The sequence below is a fragment of the Bradyrhizobium sp. McL0616 genome (assembly GCF_049993385.1).
GTDB lineage: Bacteria > Pseudomonadota > Alphaproteobacteria > Rhizobiales > Xanthobacteraceae > Bradyrhizobium.
Genome location: NZ_CP188255.1, coordinates 6,880,073 through 6,902,364, shown reverse-complemented (window position 1 = coordinate 6,902,364; position 22,292 = coordinate 6,880,073). Strand labels below are relative to the sequence as shown.

The 22,292-nt window shown below is 64.0% G+C and carries 17 protein-coding genes; 13 read left to right on the top strand and 4 right to left on the bottom strand.

The features are described from left to right. The first annotated feature begins 32 nt into the window (after positions 1-32). Together ACPPVR_RS33185 and glyS are read left to right on the top strand one after the other, a co-directional pair. Positions 33-968, top strand: a complete 936-nt coding sequence (locus ACPPVR_RS33185; RefSeq protein ID WP_426610732.1) for a glycine--tRNA ligase subunit alpha — start codon at positions 33-35, stop codon at positions 966-968. Continuing rightward, complete coding sequence (glyS, locus tag ACPPVR_RS33180) at positions 968-3,067, top strand: glycine--tRNA ligase subunit beta (protein WP_426610731.1); 2,100 nt, start codon at positions 968-970, stop codon at positions 3,065-3,067. Before ACPPVR_RS33185 ends, glyS begins: the two co-directional genes overlap by 1 nt. Positions 3,068-3,236: 169 nt before the next feature. Here the strand turns inward: glyS and ACPPVR_RS33175 are convergent, their stop codons facing one another. Further along, the gene (locus ACPPVR_RS33175) at positions 3,237-3,590 is read right to left on the bottom strand and encodes a DUF1236 domain-containing protein (protein ID WP_426610730.1); all 354 of its coding nucleotides are present in this window, start codon (positions 3,588-3,590) and stop codon (positions 3,237-3,239) included. 222 nt (positions 3,591-3,812) lie between these two features. On the opposite strand from ACPPVR_RS33175, the gene ACPPVR_RS33170 reads away from it, so the two are divergent. From ACPPVR_RS33170 to ACPPVR_RS33160, 3 genes are all read left to right on the top strand, one after another. Then, positions 3,813-3,968, top strand: a complete 156-nt coding sequence (locus tag ACPPVR_RS33170; protein ID WP_426610729.1) for a DUF3096 domain-containing protein — start codon at positions 3,813-3,815, stop codon at positions 3,966-3,968. Between the two features lie 95 nt (positions 3,969-4,063). Beyond that, complete coding sequence (gene ppdK, locus ACPPVR_RS33165; protein ID WP_426610728.1) at positions 4,064-6,979, top strand: pyruvate, phosphate dikinase; 2,916 nt, start codon at positions 4,064-4,066, stop codon at positions 6,977-6,979. 454 nt (positions 6,980-7,433) lie between these two features. Next, positions 7,434-8,888: a cell wall hydrolase gene (locus ACPPVR_RS33160; protein WP_426610727.1), complete on the top strand. Its 1,455-nt coding sequence runs from the start codon at positions 7,434-7,436 to the stop codon at positions 8,886-8,888. A 7-nt stretch (positions 8,889-8,895) separates the two neighbouring features. Here the strand turns inward: ACPPVR_RS33160 and nadC are convergent, their stop codons facing one another. Genes nadC through nadA form a run of 3 tightly spaced genes read right to left on the bottom strand, consistent with a single transcriptional unit; the run spans position 8,896 to position 12,503 of the window. Continuing rightward, the gene (gene nadC, locus ACPPVR_RS33155; RefSeq protein ID WP_426610726.1) at positions 8,896-9,774 is read right to left on the bottom strand and encodes a carboxylating nicotinate-nucleotide diphosphorylase; all 879 of its coding nucleotides are present in this window, start codon (positions 9,772-9,774) and stop codon (positions 8,896-8,898) included. Positions 9,775-9,785: 11 nt separating this feature from the next. After that, positions 9,786-11,393, bottom strand: a complete 1,608-nt coding sequence (locus tag ACPPVR_RS33150; RefSeq protein ID WP_426610725.1) for an L-aspartate oxidase — start codon at positions 11,391-11,393, stop codon at positions 9,786-9,788. A gap of 9 nt (positions 11,394-11,402) precedes the next feature. Beyond that, positions 11,403-12,503, bottom strand: a complete 1,101-nt coding sequence (gene nadA / locus ACPPVR_RS33145; protein WP_426610724.1) for a quinolinate synthase NadA — start codon at positions 12,501-12,503, stop codon at positions 11,403-11,405. Positions 12,504-12,843: 340 nt separating this feature from the next. On the opposite strand from nadA, the gene ACPPVR_RS33140 reads away from it, so the two are divergent. The 8 genes from ACPPVR_RS33140 (at position 12,844) to ACPPVR_RS33105 (ending at position 22,191) form a co-directional block, all read left to right on the top strand. Further along, positions 12,844-14,097 (top strand): MFS transporter, encoded by a 1,254-nt coding sequence (locus ACPPVR_RS33140; RefSeq protein WP_426610723.1) that lies wholly within the window; start codon positions 12,844-12,846, stop codon positions 14,095-14,097. Between the two features lie 40 nt (positions 14,098-14,137). Beyond that, positions 14,138-15,124 (top strand): MDR family oxidoreductase, encoded by a 987-nt coding sequence (locus ACPPVR_RS33135; protein ID WP_426610722.1) that lies wholly within the window; start codon positions 14,138-14,140, stop codon positions 15,122-15,124. A 112-nt stretch (positions 15,125-15,236) separates the two neighbouring features. Next, a complete protein-coding gene (locus ACPPVR_RS33130) occupies positions 15,237-15,836 on the top strand; it encodes a hypothetical protein (protein ID WP_426610721.1) in 600 nt (199 codons plus the stop codon). A gap of 164 nt (positions 15,837-16,000) precedes the next feature. Next, positions 16,001-16,264, top strand: a complete 264-nt coding sequence (locus tag ACPPVR_RS33125; RefSeq protein ID WP_426610720.1) for a DUF6894 family protein — start codon at positions 16,001-16,003, stop codon at positions 16,262-16,264. Positions 16,265-16,465: 201 nt separating this feature from the next. Then, positions 16,466-18,208: a methyl-accepting chemotaxis protein gene (locus ACPPVR_RS33120; protein ID WP_426610719.1), complete on the top strand. Its 1,743-nt coding sequence runs from the start codon at positions 16,466-16,468 to the stop codon at positions 18,206-18,208. 169 nt (positions 18,209-18,377) lie between these two features. Next, a complete protein-coding gene (locus tag ACPPVR_RS33115) occupies positions 18,378-20,084 on the top strand; it encodes a methyl-accepting chemotaxis protein (RefSeq protein ID WP_426610718.1) in 1,707 nt (568 codons plus the stop codon). A 201-nt stretch (positions 20,085-20,285) separates the two neighbouring features. Next, on the top strand, positions 20,286-21,590 hold the full coding sequence (locus tag ACPPVR_RS33110) for a HAMP domain-containing protein (RefSeq protein ID WP_426610717.1): 1,305 nt from the start codon (positions 20,286-20,288) through the stop codon (positions 21,588-21,590). A 31-nt stretch (positions 21,591-21,621) separates the two neighbouring features. After that, positions 21,622-22,191, top strand: a complete 570-nt coding sequence (locus ACPPVR_RS33105; protein ID WP_426616233.1) for a methyl-accepting chemotaxis protein — start codon at positions 21,622-21,624, stop codon at positions 22,189-22,191. Positions 22,192-22,292: the final 101 nt, after the last annotated feature.

Below are 22,292 nucleotides of genomic sequence, written 5' to 3'. Positions count from 1 at the left end.
ATTCAAAACCCCCGCGAGAGCCTGATCTGACGATGGACGCCTCATTGCCCGCCCATATGCGCCCGGAACGCTCGTTCCAGGGTTTTATCCTCGCGCTCCAGCGGTTCTGGGCCGAGCAGGGTTGCGTGATTTTGCAGCCTTACGACATGGAGATGGGCGCGGGTACCTTCCATCCGGCGACCACGCTGCGCGCGCTTGGCCCGAAGCCGTGGAACGCCGCCTATGTGCAGCCCTCGCGCCGGCCCAAGGACGGCCGCTACGGCGAGAATCCGAACCGGATGCAGCACTACTACCAGTTCCAGGTGATCATGAAGCCGTCGCCGCCGAACCTTCAGGAGTTGTATCTGAAGTCGCTCGCCGCGATCGGCATCGACTCGGCCATCCACGACATTCGCTTCGTCGAGGACGATTGGGAGAGCCCGACGCTGGGCGCCTGGGGCCTCGGCTGGGAATGCTGGTGTGATGGCATGGAAGTCAGCCAGTTCACCTATTTCCAGCAGGTCGCCGGCGTCGAATGCGCGCCGGTCGCGGGCGAGCTCACCTATGGGCTCGAGCGGCTCGCGATGTATGTGCAGGGCGTCGATCGCGTCTACGATCTCAACTTCAACGGCCGCGACGGTGACGCCAAGGTCACCTATGGCGATGTGTTCCTCCAGGCCGAACGCGAATATTCGCGGCACAATTTTGAATATGCCGACACCACGATGCTGTTCGAGCAGTTCAAGATGGCGGAAGCGGCCTGCAAGAAATATCTCGACTTGGGCTGGAAGGACGGCAAGCGCGAGGCGCATCTGATGGCGCTGCCGGCCTATGACCAGTGCATCAAGGCGAGCCATGTCTTCAACCTGCTGGATGCGCGCGGCGTGATCTCGGTGACGGAGCGGCAGAGCTATATTTTGCGCGTGCGTGAACTGGCCAAAGCCTGCGGCGAAGCCTGGGTGCACACCGAAGCCGGTGGAGCAGCCTGATGCCCGAATTGTTGCTGGAACTGTTTTCCGAAGAAATCCCCGCGCGGATGCAGGCCAAGGCGGCCGAGGATCTGCGCCGCATGGTCACCGACAAGCTCGTCGCCGAGGGCCTCGTCTATGAGGGCGCGAAAGCGTTCGCGACGCCGCGCCGCCTCGCGCTGACCGTGCACGGCATTCCTGCGCGCCAGCCTGATCTGAAGACCGAACGCCGCGGGCCGAAAATCGGCGCGGCCGATGCGGCCGTTCAGGGCTTTCTGAAAGCGACAGGTTTGCAATCGCTGGATGAGGCCAAGATTCAGCGCGATCCGAAGGGTGACTTCTACATCGCGCTGATCGAGAAGCCCGGCCGCGACGCGATCGAGGTGCTCGCCGAGATTCTGCCGGTGATCATCCGCACCTTCCCCTGGCCGAAATCGATGCGCTGGGGCGTGCGCTCGGGCAAGCCTGGCTCGCTCAACTGGGTGCGTCCGTTGCACGCGATCACCGCGACCTTCGGGATCGAGACCGAAGAGCCTGACGTCGTGAAGTTCTCGATCGACGGCATCGAGACCGGACAGACCACCTACGGTCATCGTTTCATGGCGCCTGCCGCGATCAATGTGCGTCGCTTCGAGGACTACGAAGCCAAGCTCAAGGCCGCCAAAGTCATTCTCGATCCGCAAGCGCGCAAGGACATCATCCTCGCAGACGCCAAGGAGCTGGCGTTCGCGCAGGGACTTGAGCTGGTCGAGGATCAGGCGTTGCTGGACGAGGTGTCGGGCCTCGTCGAATGGCCGGTCGTCATGATGGGATCGTTCGAGAAGGAATATCTCGCGATCCCGGAAGAGGTGATCCGCGCCACCATCCGCAACAACCAGAAGTGCTTTGTTGTCAGGGATCCCAAGACGGGCAAGCTGACCAACAAGTTCGTGCTCACCGCGAATATCGAGGCGCCGGACGGTGGCAAGACCATCGTCGCCGGCAACGAGCGCGTCATCCGCCCCCGCCTGTCGGATGCGAAGTTCTTCTACGAGACGGACCTGAAGACGAAGCTCGAGGATCGTCTGCCGAAGTTCGAGCAGATCGTGTTCCACGAGAAGCTCGGCACGCAAGCTGAGCGCATCAAGCGAATCGAACGGCTTGCCGCCGAGATCGCGCCGCTGGTTGGCGCTGATGTTGCCAAGACGGCCCGTGCTGCGCATCTGGCCAAAGCAGATTTGCTGACCGAAGTCGTTGGTGAATTCCCGGAAGTGCAGGGCCTTATGGGCAAGTACTACGCGCTGGCCCAGGGCGAAGATGCTTCGGTCGCTGCAACCTGCGAGGAGCACTACAAGCCGCAAGGCCCCGCCGATCGCGTGCCGACCGAGCCGGTGAGCGTTGCGGTGGCGCTCGCCGACAAAATCGATACGCTTGCTGGTTTCTGGGCGATCGACGAAAAGCCGACGGGATCGAAGGACCCGTACGCGCTGCGTCGTGCGGCGCTGGGCGTGATCCGGCTGATCGCCGAGAACACGTTGCGTTTGTCGCTCACAAAATTAGCTGCGTCCGGGCTCGCCGGCTTGTCGGTAAAGCCGGCCGATGCGCAGAAGATTCCGAGCGACCTGCTCGCCTTCTTCGCCGATCGCCTGAAAGTGCAGCTTCGCGAGCAGGGCGCGCGGCACGATCTCGTCGACGCCGTGTTTGCGCTCGGTGGCCAGGATGATCTGCTGATGATCGTTCGCCGCGTCGAGGCGCTCGGCAAATTCCTCGAGTCTGACGACGGTAAGAACCTGCTCGCCGGCATCAAGCGCGCGAGCAACATCCTTGGCATCGAGGAGAAGAAGGACAAGCGCACGTTCGACGGCGCGCCTGATTCTGGGCTCTACGGCTTGGGCGAGGAGAAGGCGTTAGCCAAGGCGATCGGCGAAGTGAAGGCGGAAGCCAGTGCCGCCGTCGCCAAGGAAGATTTTGCCGCCGCCATGAGCGCGATGGCAAAGCTGCGTCCGCCGGTCGATGCCTTCTTCGAAAAAGTCCGCGTCAATGACGACGACCCGAAGGTGCGCGAGAATCGCCTGAAGCTGCTCAACGAAATCCGCAGCGCCACGCGCGCGGTCGCGGATTTCTCGAAGATCCAGGACTGATCTCGCAAAAAAGCCCCGCCCGGCGGGGGGAAGACCGGGCGGGGCCTGATGTCCGATTTTACGCTGCTCGCGCCAGTCCGATGTGGCGCGCCGGACATCGAGTTGTGCAGAGCGTTTTCGAGCGAAGCGGGTACCGGTCCGCGCGAAGCAGACGCGTCCAAACAAAGGTCTATTCGACCACCTCGACGATACGCCGCGAGCGCGGTTCGACCAGCACGGTCGCGCCGTTCACGACGGTGTAGCGATAGGTGGTGGCGCCGAAACGTTGCGGCACGTCATAATAGGTGACGCCGGTCTCGGGTAAGGTGGAACCGACCACCACACGATCCGGAATGCTGAAAGCAGGCACACGTTGTTCGACGACATAGTCGCGGAAGGCGGGCCGTTGTTCGACGGCGATGGTCGGACCGCTGTCGACGACGACGGGCGCGCGCCCAACCGTGACGCTGGATTGCGCAGAGGCTGCGATCGGCGTGCCGAGCGCGACGCCAAGCGCTGCGAGGGCGAGAATCCTGTTCCGCATGGGCAACTCCTTCGAAAGTGATTTCAGCCGGCGCCAGTGGCGCGACTGTTTGCCAATGCTGCGCCGTGCGCGATGTTCCGAAAAAGCCCTGCCGCATACGCGGCAATTTCGGGCGGTTTTCGTGAAGGGGGGAACTCGTGCGGCCTCAGTGCGTCTCTACCCGCGGAACCCGGTCCGCTATGATCCGCCCGCGATTCGCCTCACGCCACAGGAACACTTTTCATGCATCTCACCGTCGCTCACATTTCTCCGATCCTGTCGCTGATCGCGGGTGTGCTCATCCTGATCACGCCGCGCCTTCTCAACCTGATCGTCGCGATCTTTCTCATCATCAATGGTGCTATCGGGCTCGGATTGTTGAGGTGGCTCCATCTCTAGGCCTTGATTTTCCGGAACTCTGCGACTTGCGCGGGCCTGCCCAAAGTGGTGTAAGGCCCGCAACTCCCGTCCCTCTCGAAGGTTGTGTGCAAGCTATGGCCAAAGCCGCCTCGAAGCCTAAGAAACTCCCAGCGAAATCAAAGCCTTCCGCCAAGGCGAAGGCCGCGCCGGCGGCCCGCAAGGCGCTCTCCAAGAGCGCCGCAAAGCCGGTTGCCAAGCCGGCAGCGAAGCCGGCTTCGAAGGCTGTGACCAAGTCGGCCGCGCCGAAGGTTGCGGCAAAGGTCGCTGTGAAGGCGTCGGCCCCGGCCAAAGCACCACCGGCTGCGGTCAAGGCCGGCAAGTGGGTCTTCACGTTCGGTGACGGCAAAGCCGAGGGCAAAGCCGAGATGCGCGACCTGCTCGGCGGCAAGGGCGCCAACCTTGCCGAGATGGCCAATCTCGGCCTGCCGGTACCTCCGGGCTTCACCATCCCGACCACGGTCTGCACGTATTTCTACGCGCACGACAAGTCCTATCCGAAGGAATTGCAGTCGCAGGTTGAGAAGGCGCTCGACTATGTCGGCAAGTTGACCGGCAAGGTGTTCGGCGACACCAAGAATCCGCTGCTCGTCTCGGTGCGCTCCGGCGGGCGCGCCTCGATGCCGGGCATGATGGACACCGTGCTCAATCTAGGTCTCAACGACGAGACCGTCGAAGCGCTGTCGAAACTGTCGGGCGATCGTCGTTTCGCTTATGACAGCTATCGCCGCTTCATCACCATGTATTCCGACGTGGTGCTCGGCTTCGAGCATCATCACTTCGAAGAGATCCTCGACACCTTCAAGGACAACCAGGGGTACACGCTCGACACCGACCTCACCGCCGAGGACTGGGTCGACCTGGTCGGCAAGTACAAGGACGCGGTCGCGCGCGAGACCGGCAAGGATTTCCCGCAGGATCCGCATGACCAGCTTTGGGGCGCGGTCGGCGCGGTGTTTTCATCCTGGATGAATGCGCGCGCGGTGACCTACCGCAAGCTGCACGACATTCCGGAATCCTGGGGCACCGCGGTCAACGTGCAGGCCATGGTGTTCGGCAACATGGGCGAGACGTCGGCGACCGGCGTCGCCTTCACGCGCAACCCCTCGACCGGCGAGAGCAAGCTCTACGGCGAGTTCCTGATCAACGCACAGGGCGAGGACGTGGTGGCGGGCATCCGCACGCCGCAGGACATCACCGAGGATGCGCGGAAAGAGTCGGGCTCCGACAAGGCGTCGATGGAAGCGGCGATGCCGGAGGCCTTCAAGGAGCTGACCCGGATCTACACGCTGCTCGAGAAGCACTACCGCGACATGCAGGACATGGAGTTCACGGTCGAGCAGGGCAAGCTCTGGATGCTGCAGACCCGCGGCGGCAAGCGTACCGCGAAAGCGGCGCTGCGCATCGCGGTCGAGCTCGCCAATGAAGGCCTCATCACCAAGAAGGAAGCGGTGACGCGGATCGATCCCGCCTCGCTCGACCAGCTCTTGCATCCGACCATCGATCCCAACGCCAAACGCGACGTGATCGCCACCGGCCTGCCGGCCTCGCCGGGTGCTGCCTCCGGCGAGATCGTGTTCTCCTCGGACGAAGCGGCCAAGCTCCAGGGCGACGGACGCAAGGTCATTCTGGTCCGCATCGAGACCAGCCCCGAAGACATCCACGGCATGCACGCCGCCGAAGGCATTTTGACCACGCGCGGCGGCATGACCTCGCACGCCGCCGTGGTCGCGCGCGGCATGGGCAAGCCCTGCGTCTCCGGCTGCGGCACCATCCGCGTCGATTACGGCCGCGGCACCATGAGCATCGGTTCGCGCACCTTCAAGGCCGGCGACGTCATCACCATCGACGGCTCGCTCGGCCAGGTGCTGTCCGGCCGCATGCCGATGATCGAGCCGGAACTCTCCGGCGAATTCGGCACGCTGATGAAATGGGCCGACCAGGTCCGCAAGATCGGCGTCCGCGTCAATGGCGATACGCCGGAGGACGCTCGCACCGCGATCAAGTTCGGTGCCGAAGGCATCGGCCTCTGCCGCACCGAGCATATGTTCTTCGAGGAGACGCGCATCCGCACGGTGCGCGAGATGATTCTCTCCGAGGATGAGCAGTCGCGCCGTGCGGCGCTTGCAAAGCTGCTGCCGATGCAGCGCGCCGACTTCGTCGAGCTGTTCGAGATCATGAAGGGCCTGCCCGTCACGATCCGACTGCTTGATCCGCCGCTGCACGAGTTCCTGCCGCACACCCATGCCGAGGTCGAGGAAGTGGCGCGCGCCATGAACACCGACCCCAGGCGCCTCGCCGACCGTGCGCGCGAGCTGTCGGAGTTCAATCCGATGCTCGGTTTCCGCGGCTGCCGGATCGCGATCGCGTATCCCGAGATCGCCGAGATGCAGGCACGTGCGATCTTCGAGGCTGCGGTCGAAGCCGAGAAGCGCACCGGCAAGGCGGTGGGCCTCGAGGTGATGGTGCCGCTGATCGCGACCAAGATGGAGTTCGACCTCGTCAGGGCGCGAATCGATGCGACCGCGAAAGCGGTGATGCGCGACACCAACACCAAGCTCTCCTATCAGGTCGGCACCATGATCGAGTTGCCGCGCGCCTGTTTGCTCGCTGGCGAGATCGCGCAGAGCGCCGATTTCTTCTCGTTCGGCACCAACGACCTGACGCAGACGACCTACGGCATCAGCCGCGACGACGCCGCGAGCTTCCTCGGTCCCTACGTGTCGAAGGGCATCCTTGCGATCGATCCCTTCATCTCGCTCGACCAGGAAGGCGTTGGCGAGCTCGTCAAGATCGGCGTCGCGCGCGGCCGCAAGACACGCCCCTCGCTCAAGATGGGCATCTGCGGCGAGCACGGCGGCGATCCCGCTTCCGTCGCCTTCTGCCACGCGATCGGCCTCGACTACGTCTCCTGTTCGCCCTACCGCGTGCCAATCGCCCGCCTCGCCGCGGCGCAGGCCGCGCTCGGCAAGGCGGTTGCGAGCCAGGCGTAAGCAAGAGTAGAATTGTTGAAAGCGAAAGAGGCGGGGCAAAACCCCGCCTCTTTTATTTCAGGCGACACTCTATCCACACGTCATTGCGAGCGCAGCGCAGCAATCCGGAATCCCTCCGCGGAGACAGTCTGGATTGCTGCGCTACGCTCGCAATGACGAGGTTGTCGCGCGACGGGAACTCATCACGCGTCCCATAATGATACGTGCGCGCAAGAACTATCAGCAAGGGTTCCTTCACCATTCGCGTTGACCGGATGTTTACCGTGTCACGTGAGGACGCATTTACCAACGCACGCAATCACCACTGAAAACACCTGAGACTGCTTGAGTGTGCTCGCTGCGCAACGTCGATTAACGCCCCGGCAACCTAAATTAGATACTCACGAGAAAGATCGAATTGCACGGATGTACTGCTGCTCGATTTTTCTAGCGTAAGCCTAGCGTGAGCGTATCGATGTTTGTGTTGCGTAACCATCCGAAGGGCGCGCGGTTCGCGTCCTTCGGAATCGGTCTCTGCATCTTCGCATTGATGCCGAGAGAGACCGGTTATCAGGACATTTCCTCTCTGCTGGCCCGTCAGCCCGGCGTCGCCGAGCGTTGGCAGAAGCAGGTGTTTTCTGCTGCCTCCTCCATCCAGCTCGCCACCTATAGCTTTTCCCGACCGATCGGAACCTCGGTGCCGCAGAGCACGATGGTTCGCCTCGCGAGCCTCGATGGCCGCGACATCACCGGCACCATCACCCGCAATCCGGCGCTCCAGGCGCCGCCGCGCTACCAGGCCGCCGATTTCCCCAAGGTCGATCGCGCGCTGAAGGGCGATCGCCTCGCGACCGCGACGCCTGCCCCGGAGACGGTTGCGCCGTCCGCGGCTCCCGCGCAGCAAGATCCGGCGACCTCCAACAGCTCGGTGTTTGGCGCCAAGACCGTTCAGTTGCCGGCCGCGTTGCCGCAAGCCATGTCGCCGGAGTCCGCAGCTGCGCTCGATCCCGAGCTCCAGGAGGCGCTGCGCGCGCCGCCATTGCCGCAATATGCCAATCCGCCGAAGGCCGGCGACAATGCGTTGTCCTTTGCGGCCCAGCCGCTTGCCGCGCTGAAGCAGGCGACGCTCGCCGCGCCGCCGCGCGATCCCTTTAGCGTGAAGACCTCAAACCTGTTCTTCGGCAGTTCCTCGCTCGGCGGCAATATCGAGAGCATTGAGAGCTGGCAGCCCGGTGCCGAGCCGCTGATCGTGATGCCCGACCCTGACATGAAGCTGGCCTCGTTGTCGCCGCCGACCGAAGACATTCCCAGCGCCACCGATAGCGGCGAGAGCGTTGCGCCGAAGGGCGAGGTCAACGCTGACAATCAGCACGCCAGATCGCCGGCGGAGCGGCTGGCGCTCGACGACAAGTCACGCGCGAAGTCTGAGAAATGTCTCGCCGAAGCCGTCTACTTCGAGTCCCGCGGCGAAGCCGTGCGGGGCCAGATCGCGGTCGCGCAAGTCGTGATGAACCGCGTATTCTCCGGGAAATATCCGGACACCGTGTGCGGTGTGGTCTATCAGAACAAATATCGCCACTTCGCCTGCCAGTTCACGTTCGCCTGCGACAACAATCCCGACGTGATCCGCGAGCCCGAGATGTGGGAGCGGGCCAGGAAGATATCGAAGGCGATGCTGGACGGCCAGATCTGGTTGCCAGAGGTCGGTAAATCCACCCACTATCACGCCTATTGGGTGCGTCCGTCCTGGGTCGCCGAGATGAAGAAGATGTACAAATTCGGCGTGCACACCTTCTATCGGCCCCGCAACTGGGGCGACGGCAACGAGGAGCCGAGCTGGGGCACGCCCGCCCAGACCGCCGCGCTCTCGGCCGAGCTCGCGCAAGAAGCCAAGAGCTCCGCCGAGATGGGCGTAAGCGAGCGGCGGTAGCTTTACGTCAAGCCTCGATATCCAGCGCACAGTCGAAATTCGGCGCCGAATGTGTCAGCGCGCCTGCGGACGCATAGTCGACACCGGTCGCCGCGATCGCTGCAATCGACTCCAGCGTGACGCCGCCGGACGCCTCCAGTGCGACGCGGCCTTCGCTGAGTCTCACCGCCTCGCGTAGCGTCGCGATATCCATGTTGTCGAGCAGCACCGCCTCGGCAAGTCCGGTATCGAGCACCTCACGCAGTTGCGCCAGCGTATCCACCTCGATCTCGATCTTGACCAGATGCCCGGCATGGGCGCGGGCGCGCTCCAGCACGGGGCGGATACCGCCGGCGACCGCGATGTGATTGTCCTTGATCAGGATCGCATCGTCGAGGCCGAAGCGGTGGTTGAAGCCGCCGCCGCAGCGCACCGCGTATTTCTCCAGCGCCCGCAATCCCGGCGTCGTCTTGCGCGTGCAGCAGATGCGCATTTTTGTGCCTTCGGTTCGCGCAACGTAGTCGGCCGTCAGCGTCGCGACGCCGGACAGGCGGCCGACGAAATTCAAGGCTGTCCGCTCCGCCGTGAGAATGGCGCGCGCGGGACCTGAGATCGTCAGCACATGCTGACCGCGGGCAACCCGCGCAACGTCGCGGACATGCGCGCGCACTTCGATGTCGGGCGACAGCTTTTGCAGTGTCGCGAGCGCCAGCGGCAATCCCGCGATCACGCCGGACTGACGCGCGACCAGGATCGCTTGTGCCTTCGTGGCTTCCGGTATCGTTGCAAGCGAGGTGATGTCGCCGGCGCGGCCGAGATCCTCGTCGAGTGCGCGGTGCACGGCTTCGTCGATCGTAAGCGGGGACAGGAAGGCGTCGGGATTGAGCAGTGAGGTCGGGGTGATCATGGAAAACTCCATCAGGCGATCATGGATTGCGCTGTGCGTGGAAGTGGACGATCGGTGAGGCTTTCCGCGACCTCGCGTGCCGCCGCGAGCGTGGTCATGGTTCGCTGCGCCTGCGCTGGGTTCTCCGCCGGATGATCGGAGCGGAAATGCGCGCCGCGGCTCTCTCGCCGGTTCCATGCCGAGGCGGCCACGAGCAGGGCGGTCGTCGCCATGTTGCGAAGAGCAATGCTGGTGGTTTCACGTTCGAGCGCGGCGAACTGGCGTACGGCTTCCGCAAGTCCATCACCATCGCGGATGACGCCGACGCGCGCGCTCATCATTGCCCGCAGACGCTTCACGCTCGCTGTGTCCTGTGCGCTGGCGCGCGGTGTCACCAACGTATCGGGGTGCCGGGCAGGCGAGGGGATCGCGCCGCCGGCGATATCGTCGGCGATGCGCGCGGCATAGACGACGGCCTCGAGCAACGAATTGGATGCGAGCCGGTTCGCGCCGTGCGCACCGGTGGACGACACTTCACCGCCGGCCCAGAGCCCGTCGATCGAGCTGCGACCGCGCTCGTCCACCGTGATGCCGCCCATGTGGTAATGCGCGGCCGGCGCGATCGGGATGGCCTGCGTGGCGGGATCGATGCCGGCGGCGATGCAGCTAGCATACACGGTCGGGAATTGTTCGGCGAAGCGCGTACCCAGCGCCTCCCGGGCATCCAGGAAGGCGCCGCGGCCGGCTGCGATCTCGGCGAACACACCGCGGGCCACGATGTCGCGCGGCGCAAGCTCGGCGAGCGGATGGCTCGCGGTCATGAACCGCTCGCCATTGCCGTTGATCAGCGTCGCGCCTTCGCCGCGCAACGCCTCGGTTGCGAGCGGCGCCGGATCGCGCCCGACCATGATGGCAGTCGGGTGAAATTGCACGAATTCCGGATCGGCAATGACAGCACCGGCGTGCGCGGCGATTGCCAGGCCCGATCCGCCGGCCTCGACCGGATTGGTGGTGACGGCATAAAGATGGCCGATGCCGCCGGTGGCAAGCACAACGGCGCGGGAGGCGATCATCACTGGCCTTGCCGCAAAATTGCCGGCCTCACGCAATTGCAGACCGGTGACCGCGCCGTCCTCGGTCAGCAGTGCTTCGGCAACAAGACCCTCGATCAGGCGGATCGACGGCGTGCGGCGCACGGCATCGCTTAGCGCTGCGACGATGGCCGCGCCCGCGCCGTCGCCGCGCACGTGCACGATGCGCCGCGCCGAATGCGCAGCTTCGCGCCCCACGGCGAGGCGGCCTTCGAGATCGCGATCGAATGGCACGCCATAGGCGAGAAGGTCGTGAATCCGCTGGCTGGCCTCGCGCGCAATCCCGAGCGCGACCGCTTCATCGACGATACCGCCGCCGACCGCGATGGTGTCCGCGGCATGCGCCTCCGGGCTGTCGCCTTCGGCCACGGCGGCGGCGATGCCGCCTTGCGCCCATGCGGATGATGCGCCCTGTCCGAGTGGCGCGGCCGAGATCAGTGTCACCGGCCGCGGCGCAAGCTTGAGTGCGCAGAACAGTCCGGCAAGGCCGCCGCCGACGATGACGACATCGTCGGTCGAGCGGGTGAAGTTGTGGATGTTGTTTGTCATGGTGTTATCTCAGTTTTTCAAATTGATCATCCGCTCGACCGACCGCCGCGCACGCACCGCAAGCGTGGGATCGATTGTGACCTCGTCGCGAAGCGTCAGTAGGCTCTCCAGGATGTTGGCGAGCGTGATGCGCTTCATGTGCGGGCAGATATTGCAGGGACGCAGCATCTCCACGTCCGGCAGCTCGGCGCGCACATTGTCGGCCATCGAGCATTCCGTGATCATGACCAGTCGCCGCGGCCGCTTCTCGCGCACCCAGTTGATCATGTGCGCGGTCGAGCCGGTGAAATCGGCCTCCGCCAGCACGTCCGGCGGGCATTCGGGATGCGCGATGATCTGCACCGAGGGATCGGCGTCGCGAAACGCGCGCAGCTCGGCGCCGGTGAAGCGCTCGTGGACCTCGCAGGCGCCTTTCCAGGCGATGATCTTCACGTCGGTCTTGGAGGCGACATAGCTCGCGAGATAGCGGTCAGGCAGGAAGATCACGCTCGGCGCATTCAGGCTCTCGACCACCTGCACCGCGTTCGACGAGGTGCAGCAGATGTCGACCTCGGCCTTCACCTCCGCGGAGGTGTTGACATAGGCAACGACCGGCACGCCGGGGAATTTTTCGCGGAGCAGTCGCACGTCGGCGCCGGTGATGCTGGCGGCGAGTGAGCAGCCGGCACGCTGGTCCGGGATCAAGACCGTCTTGTCCGGGTTGAGCAGTTTCGACGTCTCCGCCATGAAGTGCACGCCACACTGCACGATGACATCGGCCTTCACCTTGGTGGCCTCGACCGCCAGCTGGAGCGAATCGCCGCCGATGTCGGCGACGCAATGAAAGATCTCCGGCGCCTGATAGTTGTGCGCGAGGATGACCGCGTTGCGCGCGCGCTTCAGCTCGTTGATCGCCTTGATGGTCGGCGCCATCAGCGGCCACTCGATCGGCGGGATCACTTGTTTGACGCGCTCGTAGAGCGGCGCGGTGGCCTGTTCGACCTCCGGCGTCCATTCGAGCGAGGGCATCGGTAATGCGGGGCCCTTTCGCGCGGGCGCGACGTGGGTGATGGTCTGCCCCTGCGGCCGATTGGCAAAATCGTCAGGGCCGTAAATTCCAGTGATCGGCATTGAAGCCTCCCGTGCATGATACTTATACTCAAATAGAGTATATATGGAGCCCGAGAAATCCGGCCGAGAGGCCGGGCACATTCCGTCGTCGCTCTAATATGCTCAATCTGAGTAGATCAGAGATAACACGCCTGGAGGGAAGCCGCTAGGTCTCCCTCCACACATTCTCGTCAAGACTTGGCATCGCGCGTCCGGCGAGGCCCTGGCGAAACGCAACGCTCCCGTGGCAGCTCTTCGGAGGACGCAATCATTTTCGACTTGGGGTTTCCATGCACTTGCATTAAACGGCTGAACAGCGGTTGCCTGTTTTCGGATCCGCCAATGGCCGAGGAGGAACAGCATGTCGACGCAGGTGAGCGAACTCGGTCCGGTCTCACGTTCTTCCAACTGGCGCACGCCGGCCGTCATCATCCTCTGTGGCTGTGCGATCGGCATGCTCGGCTTTGGCCCGCGCTCGGCGCTCGGCTTCTTCGTGCAGCCGATGAGCCACGAATTCGCCTGGGGCCGTGACGTGTTTGGCCTCGCGATCGCCTTTCAGAATTTGCTGTGGGGGCTGGGCCAGCCTCTTGCCGGCGCCATCGCCGATCGCTTCGGCCTGTTCCGGGTGATGTGCGTCGGCGCGCTGCTCTATGCCGGCGGACTTCTGCTGATGCGCTATTCGTCGACGCCGTTGTCGCTCAACATCGGCGCGGGCGTGATGGTCGGCTTTGGCCTTGCGGGTTGCTCGTTCAATCTGGTGCTGTCGGCTTTCACAAAGCTGCTGCCGGCCGAGAAGCGCGGTCTTGCGCTCGGTGCCGGAACTGCGGCGGGCTCGCTCGGCCAGTTCCTGTTCGCGCCCATTGGCGTCGCGCTGATCGACAATGTCGGCTGGCAGCAAACGCTCACCGTGTTCGGCTTCCTGATGCTGCTGATCATCCCGCTGTCGCTGGCAATCTCGACGCCGCCCGTCGCAAGCACCGCCAGCACGGCGCCTGCGGATGAGCAGACCATCACCAAGGCGCTCGCGGAAGCCTTCGGCCATCGCTCCTATGTGCTGCTGGTGCTCGGCTTCTTCACCTGCGGCTTCCAGCTCGCCTTCATCACTGTGCATCTGCCGGCGTTCCTGGTCGATCGCGGCATCTCGACGCAAACCGGCGGCTGGGTGATCGCGGCAATCGGTCTTTTCAACATCATAGGCTCGCTGAGCGTCGGCTATCTCCAGAACTCGCTGCCGAAGCGCTACATTCTCTCGACCATCTATTTCACCCGCGCGCTGGCAACGCTCGCCTTCATCTCGTTCCCGATCACGCCGTTCTCCGCGATCGCGTTCGGCGCGGTCTCCGGCCTGACCTGGCTGTCGACGGTGCCGCCGACTTCGGCACTCGTGGCGCTGATGTTCGGTACGCGCTGGTTCGCAACCCTCTATGGCTTCGCCTTCGTCAGCCATCAGGTCGGCGGCTTCCTCGGCGTCTGGCTCGGCGGCATCGTGTTCGAGCGCTTCGGTTCCTACACGCCGATCTGGTGGCTCTCGATCCTGTTCGGAGTGCTCTCGGCGCTGATCAATCTTCCGATCGTGGAGAAACCGGCTCCGCGAGCGGTTGCGCAGCCTGCCTGATCGGCTAAACATCCCCTGAAACAAGTCAGGGAGTATTGCTGTGGCCACATTCAAGGCGATCCGGATCGACAAGGCGGACAAGGGCACCACCGCGCAACTGGCGCAGTTCGACGAAGCCGAACTGATGGAGGGCGACGTCACCGTGCGCGTCGAATGGTCGACGCTGAACTACAAGGACGGCCTCGCGCTCACTGGCAAGGCCCCGGTGGTGCGTCGCTTCCCGATGATCGCCGGCATCGACTTTGCCGGCACCGTCGAGCAATCCTCGCATCCGCAATGGAAGGCCGGCGACAAGGTCGTCTGCACCGGCTGGGGCATGGGCGAGACCCATCTCGGCGCCTATGCCGAGAAGGCGCGGGTTAAGGGCGACTGGCTGGTCGCTTTGCCGCAGGGCTTATCTACGCGCGACGCCATGGCGATCGGCACCGCGGGCTTCACCGCGATGCTCTCGGTGCTGGCGCTAGAGAAGCACGGCATCTCGCCGAAGAGCGGCCCCGTGGTGGTGACGGGCGCGGCGGGCGGCGTCGGCTCGGTTGCGACCGCAATGCTCTCGAAGCTCGGTTACCACGTCATCGCCTCGACCGGCCGCGCATCGGAAGCCGACTACTTGAAGGAGATCGGCGCCGCCGAGGTCATCGACCGCAACGAATTGTCGGCGGCGCCCAAGCCGCTGGCCAAGGAGCGCTGGGCCGGCGGTGTCGACAGCGTCGGCTCGACTACGCTCGCCAACCTGCTGTCGATGACGAAGTATGGCGGGGCGATCACTGCCTGCGGCTTGGCTGCCGGCATGGACCTGCCGTCCTCGGTCGCGCCGTTTATTTTGCGTGGAGTGTGCCTTCTCGGCATCGATTCCGTGATGTGCCCGATTGAGCCGCGCAAAGCCGCCTGGCAGCGCCTTGCGTCCGATCTGGATCGGGCAAAACTATCTGAAATAACTCATGAAATTGCGCTCGACGAAGTTTCCGAATGGGGCGCGAAAATCCTGGCCGGCCAGGTCCGCGGCCGCATCGTGGTAAAAATTGTCTAACGACGTTCAGACTTTACCAACCAAGCTGCTTCAATGTCGCCACGGTTAGTATGGTAAGCAGCGGGTAAAGAGATACGGCATCGCCCGCTGCGGGGTTGGTTCGGAGTAGAGCATGCTTGCGCGTATTGTGTTGGGGGCTGTCACGGCGGCCGTGACGTTTGCGCCGGCGCTTGCCGGAAGCATGAACGCCGATGAGGCGCGCCGCTTCGTTGCCGGCAAGGTTTTCGCCTTCACCTGTTTCGAAGGCACCCGCGGCGCAGGCCGCATCCTCGATGATCTCGGCGCCGCCGGCGCGGTGCAGTTCTCCGGCGCAGGTCCGGTGCGCCATCTCCGGCTGCCCGGCAACACGCTCCAGATCCGCGGCCAGAACGTCTGCGCCTCGATCAAGGGCATTCCGTTCGAACCCTGTTTCAACCTCGAAAAGACCGATGATCGCAGTTTCCGCGGCTCGGTGTCGGGCATGAGTTTCGCCTATTGCGAGTTCCACCATCAGGGTGGCAACCAGATGCTGATGGCGCGCGCCGTCGCACGGCCGCGCTCGCTGCGTAGCCCGGAGCAGACCGGTTCGGTCAACGCATCGAGCACCGAGGTCGCCGCGCGCGTCGAGACGCCGCGTGTCGAGAGCAGCCGGATTGAGCCGGTGAAGTCGGAAGTGAAGTCCGAGCCCGCCAAGGACGATGCCCCGCTGGAGCTGCGCCGCTCGACGCAGTGAGTGGGCTGCGCGTGACTGCTCGCGCACTCTGTCGTTGACGACATCCATCGATCATGAAGCCGCCGCGCCGTAGCCATACGGACGGCAGCTTTCATGCGTTGGTAGCGACTCGCGCCTCAGTTTGCGTACGGCCGGGGGGCGTGGCCCTACACAAGGGTTCAACGATGTCGCTGTATTTCTTCCGCATCGGCACCGGCCGCTACTCCGGCGCCGCCGATCAGCCGTATGAGTTCGAGGATGGCGCCGCCGCCTGGACCGAGATGACCGAGGTCTGCGCCAATCTGCTCGGCACCATCGCGCGCGGCCTGAGGCGGGACGCCGAGTGGCGGATGGAGCTGCTCGACGAGAACAAGAAGCCGGTGTTTCGCATCAGCCTCGTCGGCGAGACTATGGGCTGTGACGCGGCGGCGAATGTGGGCAGGCGTTAACGAACGTAACACCTGCAAATTCGCGAAGCATCGCTTCTCTGCTCGTGAAAGCTGTGCAAGTGCGGCGGCCTGAGCAGCGATTCCCGTATTTCTACCCGGGGTGCGGCGGCCGTACTTAACGTTAACGACGGACCTGCCGGTTAGATTTCCCAACCTGTTCACGCGCTTCGTCGCGGCAATGCGTATCCTGGGAATATTTCAATGTCGTTCATTCAGAACCTGCGAATTGGCACCAAGCTCGCCATCACCTCGGCGCTGACCATCGGGCTCGTCGCGCTGATGATCTTCCTCCAGATGAGCGGGGACGCCGACGTTCAGAAGCTCGGAGCAGCAGCATCGCAGCAGCAGACGATCGCGCAGAATGCCGCTGAGGCGAAGGCCTCGGTGCGCGGCATGCAAATCGGCATTCGCGATATCCTGACATCGTCCTCGCCGGCAGAATTGCAGAAGGCCGTCATCTATTTCAACGATCGGCAGAAGTCAGCCCTGCAGTTCGCGGCCGAAATGGCCAGGCTCTCGCGCTCGGCGGAGAACCACAAGCGGATCGATCGCCTGACCGCGTTGATCGACAATTTCAGCAAGGGCGCGCTGCAGATCGAAGCCATCCGCAAGCAGGAGCTTGCGCTCGACGCGAAGAAGGACGGTGAAGCGGCAGGGCAACTCGCAAAGCTGGCGGCGGACGTCGATCGCATCCGCAAGGAGACCCTGGCACCGATCAACGAAGAGATATCCGAGCTGACCGACCAGATCACCGGCTTTGCCAAGCAGAAAGGCATCGACGCCCGCGCCGAGGCGGAAGCGGAGGCCGCGTCCGTCGCGCGAACGTCGTTCATCACCGGCATATTGGTTGCGCTCGTTCTGATCTGTGCGTGCATCTTCTCCGTCTTCAGCATCGCACGGCCCATGCGCGCGCTGACCGCGGCGATGGAAAAGCTTGCCGGCGGCGACTTCTCCGTGGTGCTGCCGGGTCTTGGCCGCAAGGATGAGGTCGGCGAGGTCGCCGGTGCCGTCGAAAAATTCAAGATCGTGTCCGAGCAGAAGGCCCGCGAGGAAGCGGAAACCAAGGTGCGGCAGGATCAGATCGCGGCCGAGCAGCGCAAAGCCGAGATGCGAAAACTCGCCGATAACTTCGAAGCCGCGGTCGGCGAGATCGTCCACACAGTGTCGTCGGCTTCTACCGAGCTCGAAGCGTCCGCCACGACGCTCACCTCGACCGCGGAGCGGGCGCAAGGGTTGACGACGATGGTTGCTGCAGCTTCGGAAGAGGCCTCCACCAACGTGCAGTCGGTGGCATCAGCGACGGATGAGCTGTCGTCCTCGATCACCGAGATCAGCCGGCAGGTGCAGGAGTCCGCGCGCGTGGCAAGCGAGGCCGTTGGCCAGGCCCGCAACACGACCGAGCGTGTCAGCGAGTTGTCCAGAGCGGCGACACGCATTGGCGACGTGGTCGAGCTGATCAATACCATCGCGGGCCAGACCAATCTCCTGGCACTCAACGCCACGATCGAGGCGGCGCGCGCGGGCGAAGCCGGCAAGGGCTTTGCGGTCGTCGCCTCCGAAGTCAACGCGCTCGCCGAGCAGACGGCGAAAGCGACCGGCGAAATCGGTCAGCAGATTTCCGGCATCCAGGCGGCGACGCAGGAATCGGTTGGTGCCATCAAGGACATCAGCGCCACCATCGAAAGACTGTCGGAGATCTCCTCGACCATTGCTGCGGCCGTCGAAGAACAGGGCGCGGCCACGCAGGAAATCTCCCGCAATGTGCAGCAGGCCGCGCATGGCACCCATCAGGTCTCGTCCAACATTACCGACGTGCAGCGCGGGGCGAGTGAGACCGGATCGGCTTCCTCGCAGGTGCTGTCCGCCGCGCAGATGCTGTCCAGCGATAGCGATCGCCTGAAGCTCGAGGTCAGCAGGTTCCTCGATACCGTCCGCGCGGCCTGACGAAACTCGCAGGGAGCTGTCTAGCTTCCTGCGCAGCCATCGAAGCTTAAGGCCTCGCCGAGACTCCGTGTTTCTACGGCGACCGTAGTTAAGGGAACCAGAAAGATTTTAGATGAACCTCATGGAGATTGAGCCGCTTGAGCGGAAATTTCCTTGAAGGATTCTTGTCATGCATTTTCTCGGCCGCTTCCGCATCCTGAGCAAGATCCTCGGGATCGTCGTCCTGCTGTGCGGGATTGGTGCGGCGATCGCCTGGATCGGCGTATCGGCGCTCGGCGATCTCAGCGAAAAGGCCGACGTGATGTCGACCTCCTCGAGGCGGGCATTGCTCGCCGCGCGCGCCAACCAGAACGTCATTTCGCTGAACCGAGCAGAATTCCGGAGTGCGCTTGATCCTCGTGACGATAATCGTCTGGCCGCGCGCGAAATCATCAACGCTCAGCTCAAACAGTATCAGGAACGCTTCGACGAGGTCAGCCAGACCCCGGACGAAAAAGCCAAGACGATGCTCCCCGGCGTGCGCGAGGCGTTCACGGCCTACAAGAGCCAGATGGACGCGACGTTGGCGGCGGTCGAAGCCGAGAAGTCGTCGAAGCTGAGCGAGAGCGCTGACAAGCTGCGTGACACCGCCTTGAAGAGCAGGACAGCCGCGGAGAACCTTCAGGGCAAGATTCGCGAGCTGGCCGATCGCCTGAACTCGCGCGTCGAGGAGAAGAGCAAGGAAGCGCGTGAACAGTATGAATCGACGTCGCGCCTCTTGACCATCCTCGCAGCGCTCGGCGTGGTCATTGGTGGCGTGGTTGGTTTTGTCATCGGTCAGTATGGAATTGCCCGGCCGATCCGCATGATCGTCGGCGTGCTCCAGGAGCTTGCCGGCGGCCGTTACCAGGTCGAGATCACCGGCCTCGACCGCAGGGACGAGGTCGGAGAAGTTGCCAAGACCGCGGAAGTGTTCCGCGAGAACGGCATTGCCAAGATCCGGATGGAGGCCGAACAGAAAGAAGCGGAGCAGCGCGGCGCGGCGCAGCGCCGGCAGGACATGATGCGGCTCGCCGACCAGTTCGAAAGCGCCGTCGGTGAGGTGATCGAGACGGTGAGTTCGGCCTCGACTGAACTCGAGGCCTCCGCGACAACGCTGACTTCGACCGCCGAGCATGCACAGCAGCTTGCGACCGTCGTCGCCTCGGCCTCCGAGGAGGCCTCAACCAATGTGCAGTCGGTGGCGTCGGCGACCGAAGAGCTGTCCTCCTCGATCACCGAGATCAGCCGTCAGGTTCAGGAATCCGCCCGTGTCGCCAGCGAGGCGGTCGGCCAGGCCCGCACCACGACCGAGCGTGTCGGTGAGCTGTCGAAGGCGGCGACGCGCATTGGCGACGTGGTCGAGCTGATCAACACCATCGCCGGCCAGACCAATCTTCTGGCGCTCAATGCCACGATCGAGGCGGCCCGCGCGGGCGAGGCCGGGCGTGGTTTTGCCGTGGTCGCCTCCGAGGTCAAGGCGCTTGCCGAGCAGACCGCGAAGGCAACCGGCGAGATCGGCCAGCAGATTTCGGGCATCCAGGCCGCCACCCAGGAATCGGTCGGCGCCATCAAGGACATCAGCGACACCATCGAAAGGTTGTCGGAGATCTCCTCGGCGATCGCGGCCGCGGTGGAAGAGCAGGGTGCCGCGACGCAGGAGATTTCCCGCAACGTCGCGCAGGCCTCGCAAGGCACACAGCAGGTATCGTCCAACATCACCGACGTGCAGCGCGGGGCGAGCGAAACCGGCTCGGCCTCCTCGCAGGTGCTGGCCGCGGCACAGTCGCTGTCCGGAGACAGCAACCGCCTCAAGCTCGAGGTCGGCAAGTTTCTCGGCACTGTGCGCGCCGCCTGAAGCGGCGCCTTCCAATAGATCAGGCGCTACAACCGCCGCGCGTGTAAGCGCGGAGGCTTCGCGCGTGCATATTGCGGCGCCCGCGACGAATGAGGCGCAGGGTTAACTTTCCAGAAAAGCGAAGCAGTCATGATCCCCGCAATATTCCGGGTGCTGAGTCGCCCAATCCGTATTGCGTAGCCAGCGTTTTGGAGCACATTCATGAGCGGCCCTTCCATCCGCCTGACCCACAAGGTGATGGCGATCGGACTCTTCGGTCTCGTTGGCCTCGTCGCCTTCGGCGCGATCTACGAGATCGGTAGTCTCTCCCAGGATGCCTCCCGCACCGTCGCCAACCGGGCCCGCGCGATCGCCGACCTCAACAAGCAGCTCTCGATTGAGATGCTGGAGGCTCGCCGCAATGAGAAGAATTTTCAGCAGCGCCGCAACGAAAGCTATGCGAAGGCGCATGCCGAGCTAATCGGCCCGGTCAATCGCGATTTCGACGAGGTGGAGCGGCTGATGTCGGCGGGCGGCATGAGCGCGCTGTCCGACAAGACCAAGCAGGCTCAGGAGGGCTTCAAGCACTACGCGACCGATTTCGACGCGCTGGTTGCCGCCGAGACCAGGCTCGGTTTGAATGAGACGCTCGGTCTGTCCGGCTCGCTGCGCGGCGCCGTTCACGACATCGAGGCGAAGCTCAAGGAGCTCGACAATCCGCGGCTGACGAGCTGGATGCTGATGATGCGCCGGCACGAGAAGGATTTCATGCTGCGGCGTGATCCCAAATACGTCATTGAACTGAAGAAGGCCGCGACTGAATTTTCCAAGGCGATGGAAGCCGCTTCCGTGCCCGCATCCGTCATGACCGATATCACGGCCAAGCTCCAGAAATACCAGTCCGAGTTCGTGGCCTGGGCCGAGACCGCGCAGCAGAGTGCGGCCTACGACGCCAGCATGATGAAGACTTTTCGCGAGCTCGAGCCGGGAATGCTGGAGGTGCGGACCGCAGTCGAAGGCCTCTACAAGCAGGCCGACGCTGCGGAAGCAGCGACCCGCGACGCTGTGCGCTTCTGGATGATGATAGCCTTCTTCGTCACCGTCGCGGTGCTCGCCGTGGTCGGCTTCTTCCTCGGACGCTCGATCTCGAAGGCGCTGTCGGGCATGGTCGATGCGATGACGCGGCTTGCGCGCGACGAACTCTCGACTTCCGTTCCCGGCGTCGGGCGCAAGGACGAGATCGGCGAGATGGCCGGTGCGGTCGAAGTATTCAGGACTAACATGTCGGAGGCGGAACGGCTGCGCGCCGAGCAGGCGGAAGCCGACACGCGCCGCCGCTCCCAGCGCAGGGCCGATATGAAGCGGCTTGGCCGACGACTTCGAAGGCGCGATCGGCGAGATCATCGAGACTGTCTCATCGGCGGCAACCGAGCTGGAAGCATCCTCCAACACGCTGACACGGGCGGCCGAGCGGTCCAACGGGCTCGCCACCGCGGTGGCATCGGCTTCGGAGGAGGCGTCCGCTAATGTGCAGTCGGTGTCCTCCGCGAGCGAGGAGATGACGTCGTCGATCTCCGAGATCAGCCGTCAGGTGCAGGAATCGTCCCGCGTCGCCGACGTCGCGGTGGAGCAGGCGCAGCGCACCAATGCGCGCGTCGCCGAATTGACCAAGGCGGCGGGGCGCATCGGCGACGTGGTCGATCTGATCAACACCATCGCCGGTCAGACCAACCTTCTCGCGCTCAACGCCACGATCGAAGCCGCGCGCGCGGGCGAAGCCGGCAGGGGTTTTGCCGTGGTGGCGAGCGAGGTGAAGGCGCTCGCCGAGCAGACCGCCAAGGCAACCGGCGAGATCGGCCAGCACATCGGCGCGATCCAGACCGCGACGCAGGATTCCGTCGGCGCCGAGGAGCAGGGCGCCGCGACGCAGGAGATCTCTCGCAACATCCAGCATGCCGCGCACGGCACGTCTGAGGTCTCAGCGAACATCGGCGATGTCCAGCGCGGCGCCGGCGAGACCGGAGCTGCCTCGGCGCAGGTGCATTCAGCCGCACAATCGTTGTCGCAGGAGAGCAACCGCTTGAAGAGCGAGGTCGGGCGCTTCCTGGACACGGTTCGGGCAGCGTGAGGGCGTAGATCGCCTCACGCGGATGTTGCGCTGCGCCGGCCGCGGTCCGTGGGTTGTGGCGCGGCGTCATATCTCCGTCACTGCAACGAATGATTGCAGTG

Coding starts and splice junctions, on each gene's coding strand:
- ACPPVR_RS33160 (WP_426610727.1), top strand. CDS start 7,434: ATGTTTGTGTTGCGTAACCATCCGAAGGGCGCGCGGTTCGCGTCCTTC.
- ACPPVR_RS33130 (WP_426610721.1), top strand. CDS start 15,237: ATGCTTGCGCGTATTGTGTTGGGGGCTGTCACGGCGGCCGTGACGTTT.
- ACPPVR_RS33125 (WP_426610720.1), top strand. CDS start 16,001: ATGTCGCTGTATTTCTTCCGCATCGGCACCGGCCGCTACTCCGGCGCC.
- ACPPVR_RS33175 (WP_426610730.1), bottom strand. CDS start 3,590: ATGCGGAACAGGATTCTCGCCCTCGCAGCGCTTGGCGTCGCGCTCGGC.
- ppdK (WP_426610728.1), top strand. CDS start 4,064: ATGGCCAAAGCCGCCTCGAAGCCTAAGAAACTCCCAGCGAAATCAAAG.
- nadC (WP_426610726.1), bottom strand. CDS start 9,774: ATGATCACCCCGACCTCACTGCTCAATCCCGACGCCTTCCTGTCCCCG.
- ACPPVR_RS33120 (WP_426610719.1), top strand. CDS start 16,466: ATGTCGTTCATTCAGAACCTGCGAATTGGCACCAAGCTCGCCATCACC.
- ACPPVR_RS33140 (WP_426610723.1), top strand. CDS start 12,844: ATGTCGACGCAGGTGAGCGAACTCGGTCCGGTCTCACGTTCTTCCAAC.
- glyS (WP_426610731.1), top strand. CDS start 968: ATGCCCGAATTGTTGCTGGAACTGTTTTCCGAAGAAATCCCCGCGCGG.
- ACPPVR_RS33150 (WP_426610725.1), bottom strand. CDS start 11,393: ATGACAAACAACATCCACAACTTCACCCGCTCGACCGACGATGTCGTC.
- nadA (WP_426610724.1), bottom strand. CDS start 12,503: ATGCCGATCACTGGAATTTACGGCCCTGACGATTTTGCCAATCGGCCG.
- ACPPVR_RS33185 (WP_426610732.1), top strand. CDS start 33: ATGGACGCCTCATTGCCCGCCCATATGCGCCCGGAACGCTCGTTCCAG.
- ACPPVR_RS33110 (WP_426610717.1), top strand. CDS start 20,286: ATGAGCGGCCCTTCCATCCGCCTGACCCACAAGGTGATGGCGATCGGA.
- ACPPVR_RS33115 (WP_426610718.1), top strand. CDS start 18,378: ATGCATTTTCTCGGCCGCTTCCGCATCCTGAGCAAGATCCTCGGGATC.
- ACPPVR_RS33105 (WP_426616233.1), top strand. CDS start 21,622: ATGACGTCGTCGATCTCCGAGATCAGCCGTCAGGTGCAGGAATCGTCC.
- ACPPVR_RS33170 (WP_426610729.1), top strand. CDS start 3,813: ATGCATCTCACCGTCGCTCACATTTCTCCGATCCTGTCGCTGATCGCG.